Here is a 17,769-nt window from a genome sequence, read left to right on the forward strand (position 1 = left end):
GCGCTCTCGGCTCGTGGTGAACCGAGGGCGCCCGAACATTGCGGGCACGTCAGTACTGTTTCTGGATGGGCGGCTCGGACCGCAGGATGCCACCCCGTTCGTCGGCCGTCACGAAGTAGCTGTTGGGGATCGCGTCCGCGGACGCGCCCTCGCCGGTCCACACGTTGACCCGGAAGTTATTGCCCCACAGCGGCAGGACGGCCACCTTCAGCAGCCGGACCGGGCGCCCGAGTTTGGCGAGGACGCTCGCGCGGATCGCCTCTTCGCGCTGGGCGGGCGACGGCGCGGAAACCTCTCTGTTTTCGGCCACCAACTGCGTCACGGCATTCGGTATTGCGGACATCGAGACCTCACGGGTCGGGTGGATATTGGTACCGCCCGCAGCGGTCACGTGTGCCGCCGACGGGTGTGAAAGCAAAACGAGAACTCGCTCTGTACAACTGTTCGAGGCCGGGTTGTGGGTCAGGGATTCCGAATGGAGATTCCGGTGATGAATTTTCGTTCGGTGAGCGGGGCGCGGAGAGGTATTGAAAGTCAACCCGCGCGGACCGGGGAGGCGAGGGCGATGAGCGGCCTCACCCGATCCGCGCGGAGTTCCGAAGGCGAACTCGGAACGTAGTCGAGCGTGTTCGGAAACCCGGTTGGGCGAACCGGGTCGAATCGCAACCGGGACCGCGGGCGATTATGGGCGAAGTTGGGCGAACGGCCGGTGCGATGGGAGAAGGTGATAGCAGGTCGCGCGCCGAGGCAATACTTTTCTCGTTTTTCTATCGCAAGCTATTTCTGATTAACGACTTATCGCTTCCCTATCGATCGCGTACTCAACATCCTCGTCCGTCCGAATACCCGGCGCGAGCCTCCGACACGTCGGGATTTTCCGCTCTATTCGTTTGCTTTCGCCCCTTTGGGCGGTATAGTTCCTTCAGACCGGCCGCGACAGCCACACTGAATGGGCGACAGTGTGACAGTTAGCGGCCGGTCCTTTTTTTATGCGCCATACCAATCACGCACCTCTCTCACCAGCGGCCCCGTTCCACTTCAATCCGTGCATCCTGACCCCGGCGTTCCAGCATCCGAACAACTCGTTGGGCATCGTCGCGATCGCGGTAGGTGCCGTAAGTGTCCCAGTGCCCGCGGTGGCGCACCTGCACCTCGAACCGGACGTTGTGGCGCTCGCGGTCGAACACGTCCGGCGCGGCACCGGCGGTGGTCGATGTGGCGGTCAAGCCGGCGATGGTTCCGGTCGCGATCACGGCGGACAAGATCAGTTTGCGGATCACGGTCGTTCTCCTCGTTGTGGGTCGGCTTCGGGTCAGCCCTTCTGAGTGAGGAACGATTCGTCGAGGTATCGTTGCGCGGTCCGGTGGCGGCTCTCATTTAGGCTTCACCGGCTCCTCACCTCCGCGTGGTGGCCGGTGGGCGCGGGACGAACGACCGCGGTACGGCAGGTGTTCGAGATCGCGCGAGAAAAAGAAGAAGCCGGTGGCCCGAGCCACCGGCTTTCGTTGATAAGTAGGGGGAGGTGCCGGGAGGTATGTGGGGCGGGCCGGGGGAATCCTGACCCGATTGGTGTTCGACGTCTCCAGATAAAGCACGCCCCGTGCCAATCCCTTCGCCCCCCACACCAATCGCGTTTCTGCCGGGATTTCAAGCAGTTTCGATTCTTCGTGCGTCGCCCACCCGTTGTAAGCCTTACCCGACCGGAAAAGTCTGCACGCGCCGGTGTGAAGCGGCTTTCCCGAGCTACGCACAGGAGGCGCAGTTTAGGGCGCATTGGCGCTACCCAACTCCTGGCGCGACGACGGCCGACGGATCTCGCGGCACCGCTCGGCCGATGGATCGGTAGCAGCAGAACCCGTTCACAGGCGCACGGATAGACCGCGCTGCCGGCGCCGGTCGTTCATCTCCTTGCGGAACTGATCGGCCCGGGCGCGCTCCTCTGGAGTCGTTCGTTCGAGGGCCTGCTTCCGCCGTTTCTCGATTTCCTCGGCCGAGCGCGGCGGCCCGCCGCCCGGCGCTCCGGGTGGCGCACCGGCCTTCCCGCCCGGTCCGCCCCCGAACCCACCGGTGCGCGCCGCAGCGCCCCCCGGCGCAGCCTTCTGTTTCTGCTCCCGCTCCTTCCGTGCCTTCTCGGAACGGTCGATCCGCTCGTCGAGGTACTTAGTTTTCTCCTTCGGCGACAGCGCGAAATAGCGCTCCATCTCGGCCTTCTGCTTCTCCCGCATCGGCGCGGACAGTTCCCACTTCTGGTCAGCGCTCAGGCGCTTCACCTGCTCGCGGTACTCGGCGGACAGGGCCTTGCGTTGCTCGGGGGACAGGTTCTTGGCCCCCGAATTGAACAGTTCCTTCTGCAGCTCTTTGGCCCGCGCGAGGTGCGGGTCGGGGCGGACGGCCCATGCCAGCCCGCCGAGCCCGAGAACGAGCAGGACGGCCGCGGCCCACCGGCGCCACCGTCGGCGCGGGGGTTCATCGGGCTCTGGGGTCTTCTGAGGGCGAACGCTGAGCGCGTGCATTGGGAGGCTCCAATGAATGAAGTGATGCTGCGTGACGCGGGGAGTGGGCGGGTTCGTTACTCGACGTGCCCGTCGGCGTACAGGTAGTTGCGCGAGCGCTCCGGGTCGGGGCCGTGGACCGGGTCAAAGTCGTAGGTGAGCCAGACTTCGGTGAGCGGGAGCCCGAGCTTGTTGGCCCGCAGTTGGTCCAGCGTCTTGCCGACCACCCGCGGCTGGTACTCGTAACTCAGGTTCTCGGTCGGGTACCGGGTCGAATCGAGCGGGCAGCGGAACAGGCCCCGGCTGTTCTCGCAGTACGGGCCGAGCACGGTGGCTAGACTCGGCTGGCCCGGGGTCAGCGGGAGGCTCGGCACCCGCGCCGCGTCCGGGAACTGCCCCTTGTTCACGTCGATGTAGTGGTGGAACGCGAGCCCGACGTTGTGCAGGTTGCTCCGGCACTGCACCCGGGCCGCGGCCCCCCGCGCCTTCTGTACCGCCGGGAGCAGCAACCCAATGAGGGTCGCGATGATGCCCAGTGCGACCAACAGCTCGATGAGCGAGAAACCCCGGCGGTGTGTCGTAATCCCGACCATGATGCCCCCTTCGCGGTGACGAGTGTGTTCTGAAGGGGACTCTACCCCGCGGAGGCTGAGACCACGGTGAGCCGGGCGTGAGATCGATCAGAGTGCAAATCAGTGCGATCCAGTTAACTCTCATTCTTCCACTGCGTTTTTATTACAAGAACATTAACACTCGTTATTCCCAATGTGCCATCTCGGGAGCCTAGTTGCCGCCCCAGCGTGCCCGCACGGCAACGGTTCGTGAACGGACCACAGACGGGCACAGCGGCTCCCGCTCTGTAGAGCGAGATCGGTCCGGCCACTCTCTGATCCGGGTGGCACGATCCCGTCCCCGGACGGGTACGCAAGTTTTCGCCCCGAGAGTGCCGATCTACACCCGTTGGCACCGGCCCGCGCCTGCTCGCAGCGCGGCCGGGGCGAAGGGCGCGTTCGGCAACCCGCAACCAACGAGTCGGTGCCGGCGGAGGGGCCTTCGCGGGGGCCGGAGTATAAAGACGGGCGAAGCGACTTACGGAGGACACGATGGCGAACCGGATTCGCGGCGAGTTCGAGGTCAAACTGGCCCCGCTCCCGACACACGACACGGCCGCGGGCAGCCCCCTCGGGCGGCTGTCGATCGACAAGACGTTCCGCGGCGAACTCGAGGCCACGAGCATCGGTGAGATGCTGTCCGCCGGGACCGCGGTCAAGGGATCGGCCGGATACGTCGCCATCGAGTGGGTGACCGGGGCACTGAGCGGCCGGGCCGGGTCGTTCGTCCTGCAACACAGCGGGACCATGAACCGGGGCGAGCCGGCGCTCGTGGTCACGGTCGTGCCGGACTCGGGGACCGGAGAACTGGTGGGGTTATCGGGCAAAATGGTGATCGAGATCGCACAGGGGAAGCACTTCTACGACTTCGAGTACTCGCTCCCGCCAGTGTGAGGCGGAACCCGTTAGCAAGTGATTTCACGTTCCGTATTCGCCCGGAGATCACGTGACCGACCACCGGTTGGGGTTCGGGTTGCTCTTCCTCTGTGGCGGCCTGCTTGCCGTTGTCGGCGGACTGGACAAGCGCCGGCAGAAACGGGCGCTGCTCCGCCGCGCCGTCCGCGTTAGCGCTCGCGTCGTGTCCGTTCGCACCGAGTCCACGAACGAGGACGGGGGCGTCGACTTCCACTACCCGGGGATTGGCCGGGCGGCGGTTGCGCGATGGTACTTGGGCTCGTCATCGCCACGATCGGGGGCGTGATCCTGTGGGCCTCCCAGAACCAGAAGTGAATTGCCGCTCCACCGAGCCCGCACCGGTGCCCGACCGATGCCAAACACTTGCACTGGACGCAGCAGAACGAAACGAGAAGGCATTCGCAACTGGTCCGGCGCAACTGCCTGGTGGTTCTCCGGGTGCATCGGTGCATTCCGAGAAGCGGGCGCGGGCGACGCTTCTGCTCCTGGCCCGGGCCGCTTCACGGTTAACGCGGCCGGGTTCCCAGTTCAGGCGGTACACACGGCTCGCCCTGCGCGACAAGAACTGCTACCAAATCACGTCGATTGGCCGCCCGCCAGTTGCGTTGGAAGCCATTGTATAACAACAACTTCTGTGACGATCAGTGGTCACTAATCAACAGGATTCGGCCTGATGCGCCACAAGTGGGACGTTGCCCCGCTACCAGGGAAGACCACTTCAGAGATCTGAAAAGTGACACCCGAGACTCTCGATCCCGAGTCGTCGACAAAAATCACCCCGACTGCTATCCGCAATTCGCGCGGGGCGCATAAAGCATAGGTTTCTCAGGTTCAGCAAGAACGGTTTAAATGACTTAATCCTTCGGTATCAATTTTTGAGGTTGTGGCGAGCCAAGCGAGGAACTAAATTACCTCTTCCCAATGCTGTTCGGCTACTTTGAATCGACACCGTAGAACGTGGTTACCTCATCCAACCACTTTGGGAAATGCACTATGAAAACGCCCAATTCCAACAATTCGCTTCTTGTCCGGGCCAAATCCCTCACCGGCCCTCAGCCGCGGTAACATCTTCGGAAATCATAATTTAAAATTTCCGGTAGAATTTCGAGTTGGCAAATTGGCGGCCACCACATTTTTTAGGTTTTGTGGGAACTCCGGCCGACCTTTGCTCGACAAACCTCCGGACAGTGTGCCGTCTATCGCTGGCCAAAATCCGTGGAGTCGCCCAAAATGTCCGTTTCTCTTGGTGGGAATCGTTCCAAAGATTGGGACCGAGCAATCCCCGCAACCAACCGCGTCGGAACTCGATGGTCCGGGATCCTAAAGTGATCTTGCGGCCTTTATTACTAAACCGACGCCCGCTACCAATTTGCCTCACCGAACTTCTGGCACCGAACTCCGCCGTCCGCTTGTGCTGAAGATCGACGCTCCTGAAGCGGGGACCGATCTCCAATTTGAGATCGGTAACCAGCAGAGCGTCGGGCGCCACTGATCCCGTTTGGATTGATGTCTCATGGACCCTCAATCGGCTCGCAAGCCGCTCTTTCTCGCCGCGTTCGTCGCCCTGTCAGCGCTCGTGTGGGCGTACTGGGGCACGCTCGTGGATATTTGCGTGAGGTGGGTCGATGACCCACAATACTCCCACGGCTTCTTTGTCCCCGTGTTTTCGGGGTACTTGCTGTGGCGCCGGCGCGAGCACCTGTGGGCAAACGACTTCCGCCCCCGGTGGTGGGGGCTCGGCGCGGTGCTGGTAGGCACGGGGTTGCGGTTTGTGGGCCACGTCTTTTACCAGCCGTGGATCGACCCAACTTCGTTAATCATTGTTTTGTTCGGCCTCGCCGCGACGGCAGGCGGGCGCCGGGCGGTGGTGTGGTCCGGCCCCGCGATCCTGTTCCTCGCGTTCACGGTTCCGCTCCCCTATCGTGTGCAAATGATGTTGGGCGGGACGCTCCAGCGCGTCGCGACGCTGACCAGCACCTACGCCCTCCAAACGCTCGGCGTCCCGGCCGTGGCCGAAGGAAATGTGATTCTTTTGAGTGAAACCACTTTGGGCATTGTCGAAGCGTGTAACGGGTTGAGTATGCTTGTAACCTTCTTCGCGCTGGCGACCGGGGTGGCCATCCTCGCCAAACGGAGCTTGGTCGAGCGAGTCGCCATCGTCGCGAGTGCGGTCCCGATCGCCGTAATTGCCAACGTCGCGCGAATCACCCTCACGGGAGTACTATTTGAAGCGAACCAGGGCGAGTGGGCGCGCGCGGTGTTCCACGATTTTGCCGGCTTGTTAATGATGCCCCTGGCGATCGCGCTGCTGCTCGGTGAACTGTTTATTTTGAAACGATCCCTGATCCCCGTAGCGAGCGATGCACCCGCTTAACGTGAACGCGCCGACGGCCCGAAACACGAGTTCTGGATCCGAGAACAATTATGAGCCCGACGAACAGCAACGAACAAACGCTCGGTACTGAGAAACGGAGCAGTGGGCTGAACGCGCGGGCGGTTCTTCACGCCGTCAACCGGCGCCCCGGTACGCTCCTGATGGTCGCGTTTCTTGCACTCGGTGCGGGCGCCAGCATATGGTTCCTCCTACCGCTCCCCAAGGCGACCGCTGCGACCGTGTTCCAGGTATCGCACCAAGCCCCGGCTCTCATTTTCCAACAATCGGCCGAAGGCCGTTCCGACGTCAATACTTACAAGGCGTCGCAGGCCGCAGCCATCAAGCGACGTTTGATTCTAAACGAAACCTTGAAGCAGCCCGAGGTTCAGTACCTCCCAATCGTTCAGAAACAGCCCGATGCCCTCGGCTGGTTAGATACCGCGCTCAAGGTCGAGGTGCGACCCAACAGTGACTACATCCGGGTCTCACTCGAGGGCGACGCCCCCAACGACCTCCTCGCGATCCTCGAGGCACTACAAAAGGCGTATTTGAAAGGTGTCGATGCCGCCGAAAACGGCGGGCGCCGGGACCGTCTGAAAAAACTCGAGGATACGAACCAAAAATACCGCAAAGACTTGGAAAGATTTCACAATAACATCGATACAATCGCGATTAGCCTCGGGTCTAAAGATGGACAAATGCTGGCCATCATCAGCGCACAAATGAACGATAGCCTAAAACGGGCGATCGATAAAGAAGCCGACTTCGCGGCACAAGTTAAAGCGGCGCAAGCCGAACTTCCCAAGCCCCCCCTGCGTGCCGAACAGGTTCCCCCGGCCGAACTGGTCCCCCTGATGGCGGCCCACATCGCCTGCCTCGGCGGTGATCCCCCGGCTGGACCGTTCGATCCCTCACCGGAGCAAGTCGCAGAGGCTCTGACCAACGACCCGGGGTTGATGGATCTGACCGTACAAGTGGACAAGGCACAACAGGCACTCGCCACAACCAAATTGCTGTTCGACGACAAAAACGCGCCGGCGGTCATCAAAGCGGAAAAAGCGGTCCAGGCAGCGATTTTGAAGCGGGGCCAGTACAGGGACCAAATACGCTCCCAGATTGCCGGTGGTCTGCGCAAGAAAAACGAACAAAAGGCACAGGAGCGCGTTGCCGAGATGCGCGCACGCATCGAGTCCCTCGAAAGGCAGCAAATATTAGCCGCAGAGAAAATTGCAGACATCAAGAGCACGATCGGCAAAACGAACGGTAATCGCCTGGTACTCGAGGGCTTCCAGCAACAGATCGGTCAAACCGAAAAGTTGAGTGAAAACATCGCCACGGAGACGGAAAAGCTCAAGATCGAAATTGCGGCCGGCACCCAACTGCGTGTCGCGATGGTCGAGCCCCCGTACATCGTCCCGGGGATCGAAGGGAACCGGCAGCTGAAATTCACACTTATGGGCACCCTCGGGGTTCTGTTCATCGGTTTCGCGGGCGTCATAGCGTGGGAGTATCGGTACCGTCGGTTAACCCACACCGATGACGTAACGTCCGCATTGGGCATGCGACTGATCGGCGCGGTCCCGGTCTCGGGCCGCGATTCGCAGAAGGGGCGAGAGGCCCACCCGGTGCTCGTCGAAGCGATCGACGCGACCCGCACGATGCTCCTAAATGGGGCACACGACTCGGACCTGCGCGTGCTGGTCGTGACGAGCGCGGTCTCCGGCGAGGGGAAGACCTCGCTGTCGGGGCACCTCGCGATCAGCCTCGCGCGGGCCGGGTTCCGAACGCTCCTTATCGACGGCGACCTGCGCGCGCCCACGGCGCACCGGGTGTTCGACATCCCCCTCGCGCCCGGGTTTTGCGAGTTCCTTCAGGAGGCGGGCGCCGCGCCAATGACCCGACCAACGGGCGTCCCGGGGCTCTCGGTTATGACCGCCGGCGAGTGGACCTTGGCCACGCGCCACGCGCTCGTCGGGGCCCGGTGGCGGGTGGCCAAGGAGCAACTGAAGGCCGAGTTCGACTACGTCGTGGTGGACACGTCGCCCCTGCTACTCGTGTCCGACACGCTTCTCGTGGCCCGAGAAGCCGACGGGGTCGTGGTGTCCGTTCTGATGGGCGTCAGTCAGGTCGGGCTCGTCGACGAGGCCATTACGCGCCTCCAAACGGTCCGCGCCAACGTGACCGGGGTGATCGCGAACGGGGTGCGCAGCGCCGCCCACGAGTACACCCACGGGTACGCCGCTAAACCGGGTCCCGTGCTCGCCATCGGCTCCGGTTCTCTTGAGAAGAGGTAACTAACCCGTGCGTTTCATCGGACCGCTGGTAATGTCCGCGCTCGTCATTAGCGTTACGGGGGCCGTTTACGGGGTCCAAACGGACCGGTGGCGCCCCTCGGGCGAGCTCCAGAACGCGCTCGCCCGGCTCGAGCGCGTCCCCCCCGTATGCGGCGACTGGCGCGGCGAGGATATCTCGTACGAAGCCGGTGACATGGCGCGCGCCGGGATCAAAGGGTGCGTGTACCGGAGCTACCGCAACGCGCGCACGCGCGAGACCGTTTCGATCCTCTTGGTGTGCGGACGGGGGGGACCGATCAGCGTCCACACCCCGGACGTGTGCTACGCCGGCGCCGGGTACAAGCAGCTCACCGATACTCCCACAAAAGACGTCGAGTGGGGTGAGAGCCAGAAGGGAACGTTTCGGGTAGCCCGGTTCGGAAAAGCGGGAGTGGTACCCACCCAACTCGAAATCTATTGGGGCTGGTCCCGAGACGGGCACGTGTGGGACGCGCCAACGAACCCGCGCCTGTCCCTGGCCCGTTTGCCCGCGGTGTACAAAATCTACGTCGTCCGGCAGTTCGTAGCGGGGACTCGAGACGAGTCCGCGGAATCCTGCAGAGACTTCCTCCGACAGGCCTTGCCCGACGTGACCCGAGCGCTCGCCGCGAGCGACTGAACTTCGTGCTCGTTCCTTTGTGCCCGAAGAACACTCACCCCCCCGGAGTGGATTCGTATGCCCGCCCAAATTCGCCCAGCGCCCCGATCGGTCGCTCCCCCTTTCAACCCTGGCTCGGCTCGCGCGGACCGATTCAAGCGCGCCTGCGATATCATTTTCGGTACCGGGCTCGCGCTCGCGACCAGCCCCTTAATTCTGGTGACTTGGGCCCTCGTCCGGGCAACGTCTTCCGGCCCCGGCTTCTACTCTCAGGTCCGCGTGGGTCGGGGTAACCGAAATTACCGGATCTACAAGATCCGCACGATGACCCACAACTGTGAGTCTGGGTCCGGCGTGAAGTGGTCGACAAAGGGTGACGCGCGCGTCACCCCCGTCGGCCGAGTTCTGCGGAAACTCCACCTCGACGAACTCCCACAACTGTGGAACGTGCTGAAGGGTGACATGAGCCTCGTGGGTCCGCGCCCGGAGCGCCCGGAGTTCGTCGTTCCGCTGTCCGCAGAAATCGAGGGGTACCCCGAGCGCCACCAAGTCCGCCCCGGGGTCACGGGCCTCGCACAGATCCAACTCCCCGCGGACTCCGACGTAGAATCGGTGCGAACCAAGCTCGTGCTCGACCGTTATTACGTCGAACACGCGAGCTTGTGGCTCGACCTCCGAATCATGTTCGGAACGCTCGTGTATTTAGTCGGATTTTCCTACGCACAAGTGCGCCTGCTCATGCGCCTGCCGAACCCGCTGACCGTTGCCCCGCCCCCAACCGGCTCGCGAACCCGCGGCGCGATCGGCGGGGCAAAAGTCGTCCTGCGCCACCAGCCCGCGCCAACCCGTAAGAACGAAATGGCACCGGCCCTAGTTACCGAGGGCGGGGCACCCGCGCGCGGTGGGGCACGATGAATTTCGTTTTGTTCCTCCTCCTGAACGCGGTCCTGCTTCTCCGGCCGGAAGAACTCTTCCCGGAGATTACGGGACTGCGCCTGTACCTGCTGACAATCATCCCGTGCGTCTCACTCTCGTTGCCCCAGTTGGCGCGGGAACTGTCGCCCGGCACTCTTCGCCGGCGCCCGGTCAGCGTGTGTGTACTCCTATTTTTCCTCTCAACTATCCTCTCGTTTTCTGTCCAGGGCCGCTTCAATGAGGCGCTCTTCGAGTTCTGCCCGGACTTCGGCAAGGTCATTCTCTACTATTTCTTGTTGCTCGCCACCGTTGACACGCCCAGCCGCTTCCGAGCGTTCGTCGCGGCTCTCGTCGTTTTGATTAGCGGGCTCACAGCGATTGCACTATCGCAGCATTACGGCATTGCTCACTTCCCGAACATCGTTCCATGCCTTCAACGTGGGACCGACCCTGTTACCGGGGAAGCAACCGAACTACCACGACTTGTTAGCAGCGGGATCTTCAACGATCCGAACGACCTGTGTCTCATGTTGGGCTTGGGGATCTTAAGTTGTGTTTACTGTGCCACGAGCCGTCCAAAGGTGACCGGTGGGTACCTCTGGTTGCTCCCAATCCCACTCTTTGCCTATGCACTGACGGACACGCAATCAAAGGGCGGTCTCTTGGGCGTTCTGGCGGGCGCAACAGCATACCTTTATTCCCGATTCGGAGGCCCCAAAGCGCTCCCATATGCGGTAACGGGGGCGGTCGCCGTGGTACTCGGGATTGGGGGAAGACAAGGGAGCATCGGGGGCGAAACGGCCCACGAGCGCCTCATGTTCTGGGCGGACGGTTTGAGTAACCTGTTCGCCCGACCATTTTACATCCCAACTGGTTTGGGGATCGGGTGGTTCGTGAGCGAGAACGGCCTCGTGGCTCACAATTCCTTTGTCCAATCTTACGTCGAGCTCGGCTTGTTGGGCGGTGGTGCGTTCCTGGGGGCGTTCTACTTGAGCGCGCGGATCATTGATCGTTTCGGCCGCGGGGTCGACGCCCCCCGCTGGGCACTGGACGCCAAGCACTACGGGTTCGCGGTGATCATCGGGTACGCCATGGGGTGTTATTCGATCACGAGAAACTTCGCGGTGCCCACCTATCTGACACTGGGCATCGTATCCGTACTCCTCGCTCAAGCGGCCCCCACTCTCCCCGAGCGATTCCAGGTGAATGACCGTTGGTTCCGCTGGATTTTGATCGCGAGTGTGACCGGGTTGGTGCTCATGAAGTTCGTGACCCAAGGACTAAGTTTGGCGGGCGTGTAAGGAGGCCAACGAATCCACGGACCTCATGTAGATCGCGATTTTCGCTCGAAGAGCGATCAAACGTTAACGGCCAGCGGGCATCAAATTCTCAGGTGTGCGTGCGTGTTTCAAGGAGAAGAGATTGAGTGGGGCGAGCGCAAAACCAACGATCAAGCGCAACATGGTTTGGAACACCGCCGGGCTCGTGGTCGAGGTCGCCACGGGGTTTCTCGTTCTGCCGTTTCTCCTCGACAAGCTCGGGACGTCGACCTACGGTGTGTGGCTGGTTCTCGGCGCGCTCACGAGCTACTTCGGCTTGTTGGAACTAGGCGTTCGGGGCTCGATCGGGCGCCACATTGCCCTCTACCACTCAAAAAATGATCGGACCGCAGCGAACCAAACTCTGACCTGTGGCGTTACCGCCCTCCTCGGGGTCGGCCTCCTCGCGGGCCTGGCGATCTTCCTCTGCGAACCCTTGTTTTTGCGGTCGTACCAGATCCCCGAAAGCAACTTGAGCCTCGTGCGAACGGCCTATCGCATTATCGCGCTCAACTTCGTGATCGTGCTCTTGAGTACGGCGTTTGACGCCGCGCTGTGGGGCGTTCAACGGTTCGACTGGCTGAACGCGGTCGATATCCCGGTTACCCTTGCTCGACTCACCGCAACCTTCTTGTTTATCCGATCGGATTCAGATATCGCAACCCTGGCCGTAATTACAATCGCGATGTCGAGTACGAACCTGATCGCAAAAGCCACTTTGTACTTTTACGCGGCCCCGTCATCCCGAATCGGGTTCCGATACCTGAAGCGTTCCGCTCTCGGTCAACTCCTGGGCTACGGGAGCTGGAACATGCTCAGTACCCTCGCGTACCTTTCGCGCACGCAGTTCGGCCCGATCCTGATCGGCGTCTTTCTCGGGCTGGCGTTCGTCCCATTTTTTTCGGTTGCGAACCGCCTCCTGATCGCCGCCGTGTCGGCGCTCGTCGCCGTGACCGGCGTGCTGACCCCGCACGCAACAGCGCTCCACGCCGCGAACCAAACCGAGCGCCAGCGCAGCCTCTTCCTCGTCGGCGGCCGACACACGGCCGCACTGGGCGCGTTCCTGATGGGGGGCCTGCTTGCACTCGGCGGCTCCTTGATTCAGCTCTGGGTCGGGTCCAAGTTCTCGGCGCCCGATCTCGCGGCAGTCGGAGCGCTCTTGACCGTACTCGTGCTGGGGGAATTGCTCCCCAGCACGCAGTACGCCACGTGCTCCATTATTCAGGCCACGGCCCGGCACCGTGCGCTCGCGCTGTTCGCGACGTTGGAAGCGCTAGCCGTCTGCGGGCTCATGATTGCCCTTCTCCCACCGTTCGGATTAATCGGCGCTGGGCTGGCCGTGGCGGTTCCTGCGTTCTTCGCGCGCGGGGTGGGACCGATCGTTCACGGGTGCCGCATTCTTGACGTGCCCATCCATCGCTACGTGACGCGGACGCTCGTCCCGCCGCTTCTTTGTGCGGCCGTGCCCGCGGTCTTGGTCCGGCTCGCTAGCGCCGCGTACTCGGACGGCACGTGGGCGGCCTTTTTGAGTTACTCCGCGGGCTACGCGATCCTGTTCGGTATCTGCTACACGTGCGCGTTGAACCGGACGTGGTTGGCGCACGTTTCCCGACGGTTTCTGGTTCCCAATCGCAGGGCACTTCTCCCCGCGCCACCCGCGACCGGGGACGCGGAAAACGGGGCTGCCATAAAAATCAAATAATCTCCAGGCCAATAAAGCCATCCTGTTGCAATGCGATTCGGGACCGGCCACGCGGTTACGCAACTCAACGTCCTCCGACTCGCCCCTTCGTTCCACCTCGGGGGCGAAAGAACGTCCTCGAGACCTTGGCACGGGGCTTACAACCCACGACCGAATGTCACTTGTGCTGTTTGAACGAACAGAGGCGCGCCCGGACACAGGGGCGGGCCACAGTAGGCAATCAACACACCCGTGTGAGGCGCACCCTCCGTGCGTTAGCGCCCGTCAATCAAGTGAGGATCTCTTTCACGACCCGGGCCGGGCGCCCGTCGGTCAGGCGCTGCGCCTTCCCGCCGTGGTGGTACACGAGTTTGTTGTGGTCCAGGCCGAGCAGGTGCAGGAGCGTCGCCTGGAAATCGTTCGGCGTCACCACGTTCTCGGCGGCCTTGTGGCCCACTTCGTCCGTTGCGCCGTAGGTCATACCGGCCTTAATTCCCCCGCCGGCCAGCCAACTGGTGAAGCCCTGACCGTTGTGATCGCGGCCCGCGGTGGCGTCCAGTTCCCCCTCGCACACGGGGAGCCGACCGATCTCACCGCCCCAGTGGACGATCGTCGAATCGAGCAGCCCGCGCTGCTTCAGGTCTTTCACGAGCGCGGCGGCCGGCTGGTCGGTCCGCGTGCAAATTGCGGGCAACCCGGTGCGGATGTTGTTGTGGGTGTCCCACGGCTGGCCGCCGAGGAAGATTTGCACGAACCGCACCCCGCGCTCCACTAGGCGCCGCGCGATCAAACAGCGGGTGCCGTACTCGCGCGTCTCCGCCCGGTCGAGGCCGTACATGTTGCGCACGCGGGCCGGTTCGCGCGACACGTCCAGTGCCTCCTTCGCGGCGACCTGCATCGCGGCGGCGAGTTCGTAACTGGCGATGCGGGCTTCCAGGTCGGCCTCGCCGGGCCGGGTCGCGAGGTGGCGCTTGTTGAGTTCGGCGAGTAGGCCGAGGTTCTGGCGCTGGACGTCGCCCGCGGCATCCGGCGGCGGGTCGAGGTTGAGGATGCGCGGCTCCTGGGGTCGCAGCACCGTGCCCTGGTACAGAGGGGGCAGGAACCCGCAGTCCCAGTTGTGGGTCGCGTCCACCGGCGCCCCACCCGGGTCGGAAAGCACCATGTACGCGGGGAGGTTTTGCGCTTCGGTGCCGAGGCCGTACACGATCCAACTGCCCATCGTCGGGCGCCCGGTCACCCCCGCGATTCCGCCGTGAAAGTACCGGATCGAGACCTCGTGCCCGTTGAACCCGGTGTGCATCGACCGGATCACGGTGATGTCGTCCACGATCCCGGCCGTGTGCGGCAGCAGTTCCGACACCTCGGTCCCGCACTTGCCGTGCTTCGCGAACTTCCACGGGCTGCCGAACAATTTTTTGCTCGCGCGGTTCACGAAGCTGTAGTGGACGTCACCCCTGTACTCGGTGCCGCTGTGCTTCGTAAGTTCGGGCTTCGGGTCGAACAGGTCAACGTGCGACGGGCCGCCGTGCATGAACAGCGAGATCATCGCCTTCGCTTTCGGCGCGAAGTGCGGCTTTTGCGGCGCGAGGCTCGCGGGGGGATTCTCGCCCGGCTTGCCCGGCCCGTCGGCGCCGAGCAAGCCCTCGCGCTGGAGCAGGTGCGCGAGCGCGAAGAACCCGACCCCGCCGGCCGTGTGCGACAGGAACGAGCGGCGCGTGGGGGAGATGGTGTTAATCGACATAGAGGAACTCGTTCGAGGCCAAGAGTTGCTGGCAGAGGTTGGTCAGCGCCGCAAGGCGGGGGTCTTTCGCCTTCCCTTGAAGCACGATCGTCTGGGTCTCGAGGAACGCGGACCCGAGTTTCAGTTCGTCCGCTGTGGGCGCGCGCAGGTAAGCGCGGTGCCACGCCTTCTCGACGAGGCGCTCGACGGGAACACCCGTCTTCAGGGCCGTGGCCACGGTGGTGGGGAAGCCGGAGAGAGTGGGTTTCGTCTCCGCTTGGACCGCCGTCGCGACGTCCCCGGCTTGTTTGCGCACGAAGGTACTGTTGAGGAGCATGAGTGATTGCGGGGCCGTGGTGGTCGCGGTCCGGCGCTCGCACTGGAGTTCGCCGGCCGGCGCATCGAACGCCGTGAGGAACGCGACCGGCTTGCTCCGGCGCGCTTGCAGATAAATGCTTCGGCGCGGCTTGTCGTCGGGCGTCCCGACTTGCCCGGCCCCGTCCTCGACCACCGCCACCGGCGGGCCGAACGGGGTACGGTCCAGTCGCCCCGCGGCGACGAGCATCCGGTCGCGCACGGCTTCCGCTTCGAGGCGTCGGACCGGGAACCGGCCGTACAGCGCGTTCGCGCGGTCCATCGCGTCCTTCGCCGGGTCGCGCACGGACGATTGACGGTACACGGTCGAAGTCATGACGAGCTTGTGGAACTTCTTGAGGCTCCAGTTCTGGCGCGGTAACTCGGTCGCGAGCCAGTCGAGCAGTTCGGGGTGCGTTGGAGTTTGGCCGAGCTTGCCGAACTCACCGGGCGTGTCCACGATCCCGCGCCCGAAATGATTCAGCCAGACACGGTTCGCCATCACGCGCCCGAACAGCGGGTGCGCGCCGTCGGTCAGGTGCTTCGCCCACGCGAGCCGGCGCCCGGTGGTCGCTCCGCTGGCGCCCGGCGGGACGATCTCGAACCGCTTGCCGTCTTGACCGGCGATCGTCAGATCAGCAGGAGCAAGGTCCGGCCCCTTCGGTTGGCGTGCGTCCCCGCGGTAGAACAACTTCGTGGCCGGCACGCGGCCCGGCACCTCGGCCATCACCGCAACAAAGGGCTCGACCGGGCGCTCGGCACGTTTCGCCTGGATCTTCGACTGCATCGCCTTCAGTTCATTGTCGGACTTCACGTCGTACTGGTAGAGCACTCCCGGCGTGATGTTCAACTTCGGGTTCGACGCCACCAGTTTCTTTTGGTCCTCGGTCCGCTTGTCCGCCGGCGCGTCAAACGCGGCCTTCAGCTTCGGGCGCGCGTCAGCGGGGAACTTCTCCAGTTCCTTCTCGAACGCGGCGCGAACGGCGGCGGACTGCTTCTGGTTGAAGTCCGCCTGCATCTTGCCCGCTTCCGCTTCCACCGCGGCGGCCCTGGCACGGTCCGCGTCGGTGTACAGCGACACGACGCGATCCCCCGGTCGGCGCCACTTGCCCGGGTCCAGGGCCGGCTCGAACACCGCGCGGAGCTGGTAGTAATCCGCTTGCGGGATCGGGTCGTAGCGGTGGTCGTGGCACTGGGCGCACGCGACCGACGAGCCCATCAAGCCGGACGTCACGATTTTCAGCGTGTCGGTCACCACTTGTTCGGTGTCGGCGGGCGTTCCGCCGCTCGCGGTGCCGTCCGGCGCGGTGCGAAGGAAGCCGGTCGCGGCGAGCAAATCAATCTGCTCCGGTTTCAGATTCGTCCACGGGCGCGGAACCAGTTCGTCCCCCGCGAGTTGCTCGATCACGAACCGATCGAGCGGCGTGTCGGCGTTGAGCGCGCGAATGACGTAGTCGCGGTAGCGCCACGCGAACGGGCGCACGGTATCGGTCGAGCCGTCGCCGTCGCTGTCGGCGTACCCGGCCGCGTCGAGCCAGTGGCGCCCCCAGCGCTCGCCGTAAGCGCTCGACGCGAGCAACCGGTCGAGCAGCTTTTCGTAAGCGCCCGGTGCGGGGTCCGCGACGAACTCGTCGATTTCCTTCTGCGCGGGCGGTAACCCGGTGAGGTCGAACGCGGCGCGGCGAATCAGCGTCGCGCGGTCCGCATCGGCGTTAAAGCTCATGCCCCTCTCGCGCAACTTCGCGAGCACGAACGCATCAATGGGTGTCCGCACGCGATCGGTCGGCGCGAACGCGGGCGGGCTCGGGCGCTTCAGGGGTTGGTAGAACCAGTAGGCTCGTTCGTCGGCCGTGATGCCCAAACCGGGAGGGAGGGTCGCGGGTTCGTCACGCCGCACCGGTGCGCCGGCCGCGATCCACTTCTCGATGATCGCGATCTGGGCGGCCGGCACCTTCTTCCCCACCGGCGGCATGTCGCCGGACTTCATCCGCTCGACGAGCAGGCTCTTGTCCGGTTCTTTGAGAACAATGGCCGGGCCGTTCTTCCCACCGGCCACGGCAAAGCGCTTCAGACGCAGGTCGAGTTTGCCGGACACCTTCTCGTCGGCGCCGTGACAGTCGAGGCAGTACGCCTTCAGAATGGGGCGGACGTGCTGTTCGAAGGTGATCGGTTCGGCCGCGGGTGCGGGGGACGCCCACAACGCGACCACAATTGTGGGAAGCAAGCCGTATCGCATGAGACGGGCCGGGTCAGGCGGGATGGGCGAAAGTAGCGGAGGATGGAAGCGTACCACACGCAGAAAGCCGAGTCCAGACTGTGGGCGAATGTTGATCGCGCCCGGCATCTGTGTGCGGCACAGTTGAACGCGCCGGCCCACGACGTGGAACCTAAGAACAGCACGTACTGGCGGTCCCGCCGCTCGCAGTCTTGCAGTCAGGTGCAGAAATGGTAGACTTC

General features: G+C 63.6%; 14 protein-coding genes. 8 read left to right on the plus strand and 6 right to left on the minus strand.

Annotated features, from left to right (window positions below; all coding sequences use genetic code 11):
- Window positions 1-49: 49 nt before the first annotated feature.
- The 4 genes from J8F10_RS36115 to J8F10_RS41040 form a co-directional block, all read right to left on the minus strand.
- Window positions 50-343, minus strand: coding sequence for a hypothetical protein (locus J8F10_RS36115; protein WP_210662963.1), 294 nt, complete (start codon window positions 341-343; stop codon window positions 50-52).
- Between the two features lie 673 nt (window positions 344-1,016).
- Window positions 1,017-1,280 carry a hypothetical protein gene (locus tag J8F10_RS36120; RefSeq protein ID WP_210662965.1) on the minus strand — a complete coding sequence of 88 codons (264 nt, stop codon included), beginning with the start codon at window positions 1,278-1,280 and terminating at the stop codon, window positions 1,017-1,019.
- 579 nt (window positions 1,281-1,859) lie between these two features.
- Entirely contained in the window at window positions 1,860-2,513 is a 654-nt protein-coding gene (locus J8F10_RS36125; RefSeq protein ID WP_210662967.1) for a hypothetical protein, read from the minus strand.
- A gap of 56 nt (window positions 2,514-2,569) precedes the next feature.
- Window positions 2,570-3,085 carry a type II secretion system protein gene (locus J8F10_RS41040; RefSeq protein WP_210662968.1) on the minus strand — a complete coding sequence of 172 codons (516 nt, stop codon included), beginning with the start codon at window positions 3,083-3,085 and terminating at the stop codon, window positions 2,570-2,572.
- Window positions 3,086-3,595: 510 nt separating this feature from the next.
- Between J8F10_RS41040 and J8F10_RS36135 the strand changes: the two genes are divergently transcribed.
- From J8F10_RS36135 to J8F10_RS36170, 8 genes are all read left to right on the plus strand, one after another.
- A complete protein-coding gene (locus J8F10_RS36135; RefSeq protein ID WP_210662970.1) occupies window positions 3,596-3,997 on the plus strand; it encodes a DUF3224 domain-containing protein in 402 nt (133 codons plus the stop codon).
- A 52-nt stretch (window positions 3,998-4,049) separates the two neighbouring features.
- Complete coding sequence (locus tag J8F10_RS36140) at window positions 4,050-4,304, plus strand: hypothetical protein (RefSeq protein WP_210662972.1); 255 nt, start codon at window positions 4,050-4,052, stop codon at window positions 4,302-4,304.
- Window positions 4,305-5,531: 1,227 nt separating this feature from the next.
- Window positions 5,532-6,392: an exosortase/archaeosortase family protein gene (locus J8F10_RS36145; protein WP_210662974.1), complete on the plus strand. Its 861-nt coding sequence runs from the start codon at window positions 5,532-5,534 to the stop codon at window positions 6,390-6,392.
- Window positions 6,393-6,442: 50 nt separating this feature from the next.
- Window positions 6,443-8,686: a polysaccharide biosynthesis tyrosine autokinase gene (locus tag J8F10_RS36150; RefSeq protein WP_210662976.1), complete on the plus strand. Its 2,244-nt coding sequence runs from the start codon at window positions 6,443-6,445 to the stop codon at window positions 8,684-8,686.
- Between the two features lie 31 nt (window positions 8,687-8,717).
- The gene (locus tag J8F10_RS36155) at window positions 8,718-9,344 is read left to right on the plus strand and encodes an exosortase-associated EpsI family protein (RefSeq protein ID WP_210662978.1); all 627 of its coding nucleotides are present in this window, start codon (window positions 8,718-8,720) and stop codon (window positions 9,342-9,344) included.
- Window positions 9,345-9,401: 57 nt separating this feature from the next.
- The gene (locus J8F10_RS36160; protein WP_210662980.1) at window positions 9,402-10,238 is read left to right on the plus strand and encodes a sugar transferase; all 837 of its coding nucleotides are present in this window, start codon (window positions 9,402-9,404) and stop codon (window positions 10,236-10,238) included.
- Window positions 10,235-11,539 (plus strand): hypothetical protein, encoded by a 1,305-nt coding sequence (locus J8F10_RS36165; RefSeq protein ID WP_210662983.1) that lies wholly within the window; start codon window positions 10,235-10,237, stop codon window positions 11,537-11,539. Before J8F10_RS36160 ends, J8F10_RS36165 begins: the two co-directional genes overlap by 4 nt.
- A 160-nt stretch (window positions 11,540-11,699) precedes the next feature.
- Window positions 11,700-13,259, plus strand: coding sequence for a lipopolysaccharide biosynthesis protein (locus J8F10_RS36170; protein ID WP_210662985.1), 1,560 nt, complete (start codon window positions 11,700-11,702; stop codon window positions 13,257-13,259).
- A gap of 268 nt (window positions 13,260-13,527) precedes the next feature.
- On the opposite strand, the gene J8F10_RS36175 is transcribed toward J8F10_RS36170, so the two are convergent.
- Both J8F10_RS36175 and J8F10_RS36180 read right to left on the minus strand, forming a co-directional pair.
- Window positions 13,528-14,979 carry a DUF1501 domain-containing protein gene (locus J8F10_RS36175; RefSeq protein ID WP_210662987.1) on the minus strand — a complete coding sequence of 484 codons (1,452 nt, stop codon included), beginning with the start codon at window positions 14,977-14,979 and terminating at the stop codon, window positions 13,528-13,530.
- Window positions 14,969-17,548, minus strand: a complete 2,580-nt coding sequence (locus J8F10_RS36180) for a PSD1 and planctomycete cytochrome C domain-containing protein (RefSeq protein WP_210662990.1) — start codon at window positions 17,546-17,548, stop codon at window positions 14,969-14,971. Before J8F10_RS36180 ends, J8F10_RS36175 begins: the two co-directional genes overlap by 11 nt.
- Between the last annotated feature and the right edge of the window lie 221 nt (window positions 17,549-17,769).

Source organism: Gemmata palustris, from assembly GCF_017939745.1.
Taxonomy (GTDB): Bacteria; Planctomycetota; Planctomycetia; order Gemmatales; family Gemmataceae; genus Gemmata; species Gemmata palustris.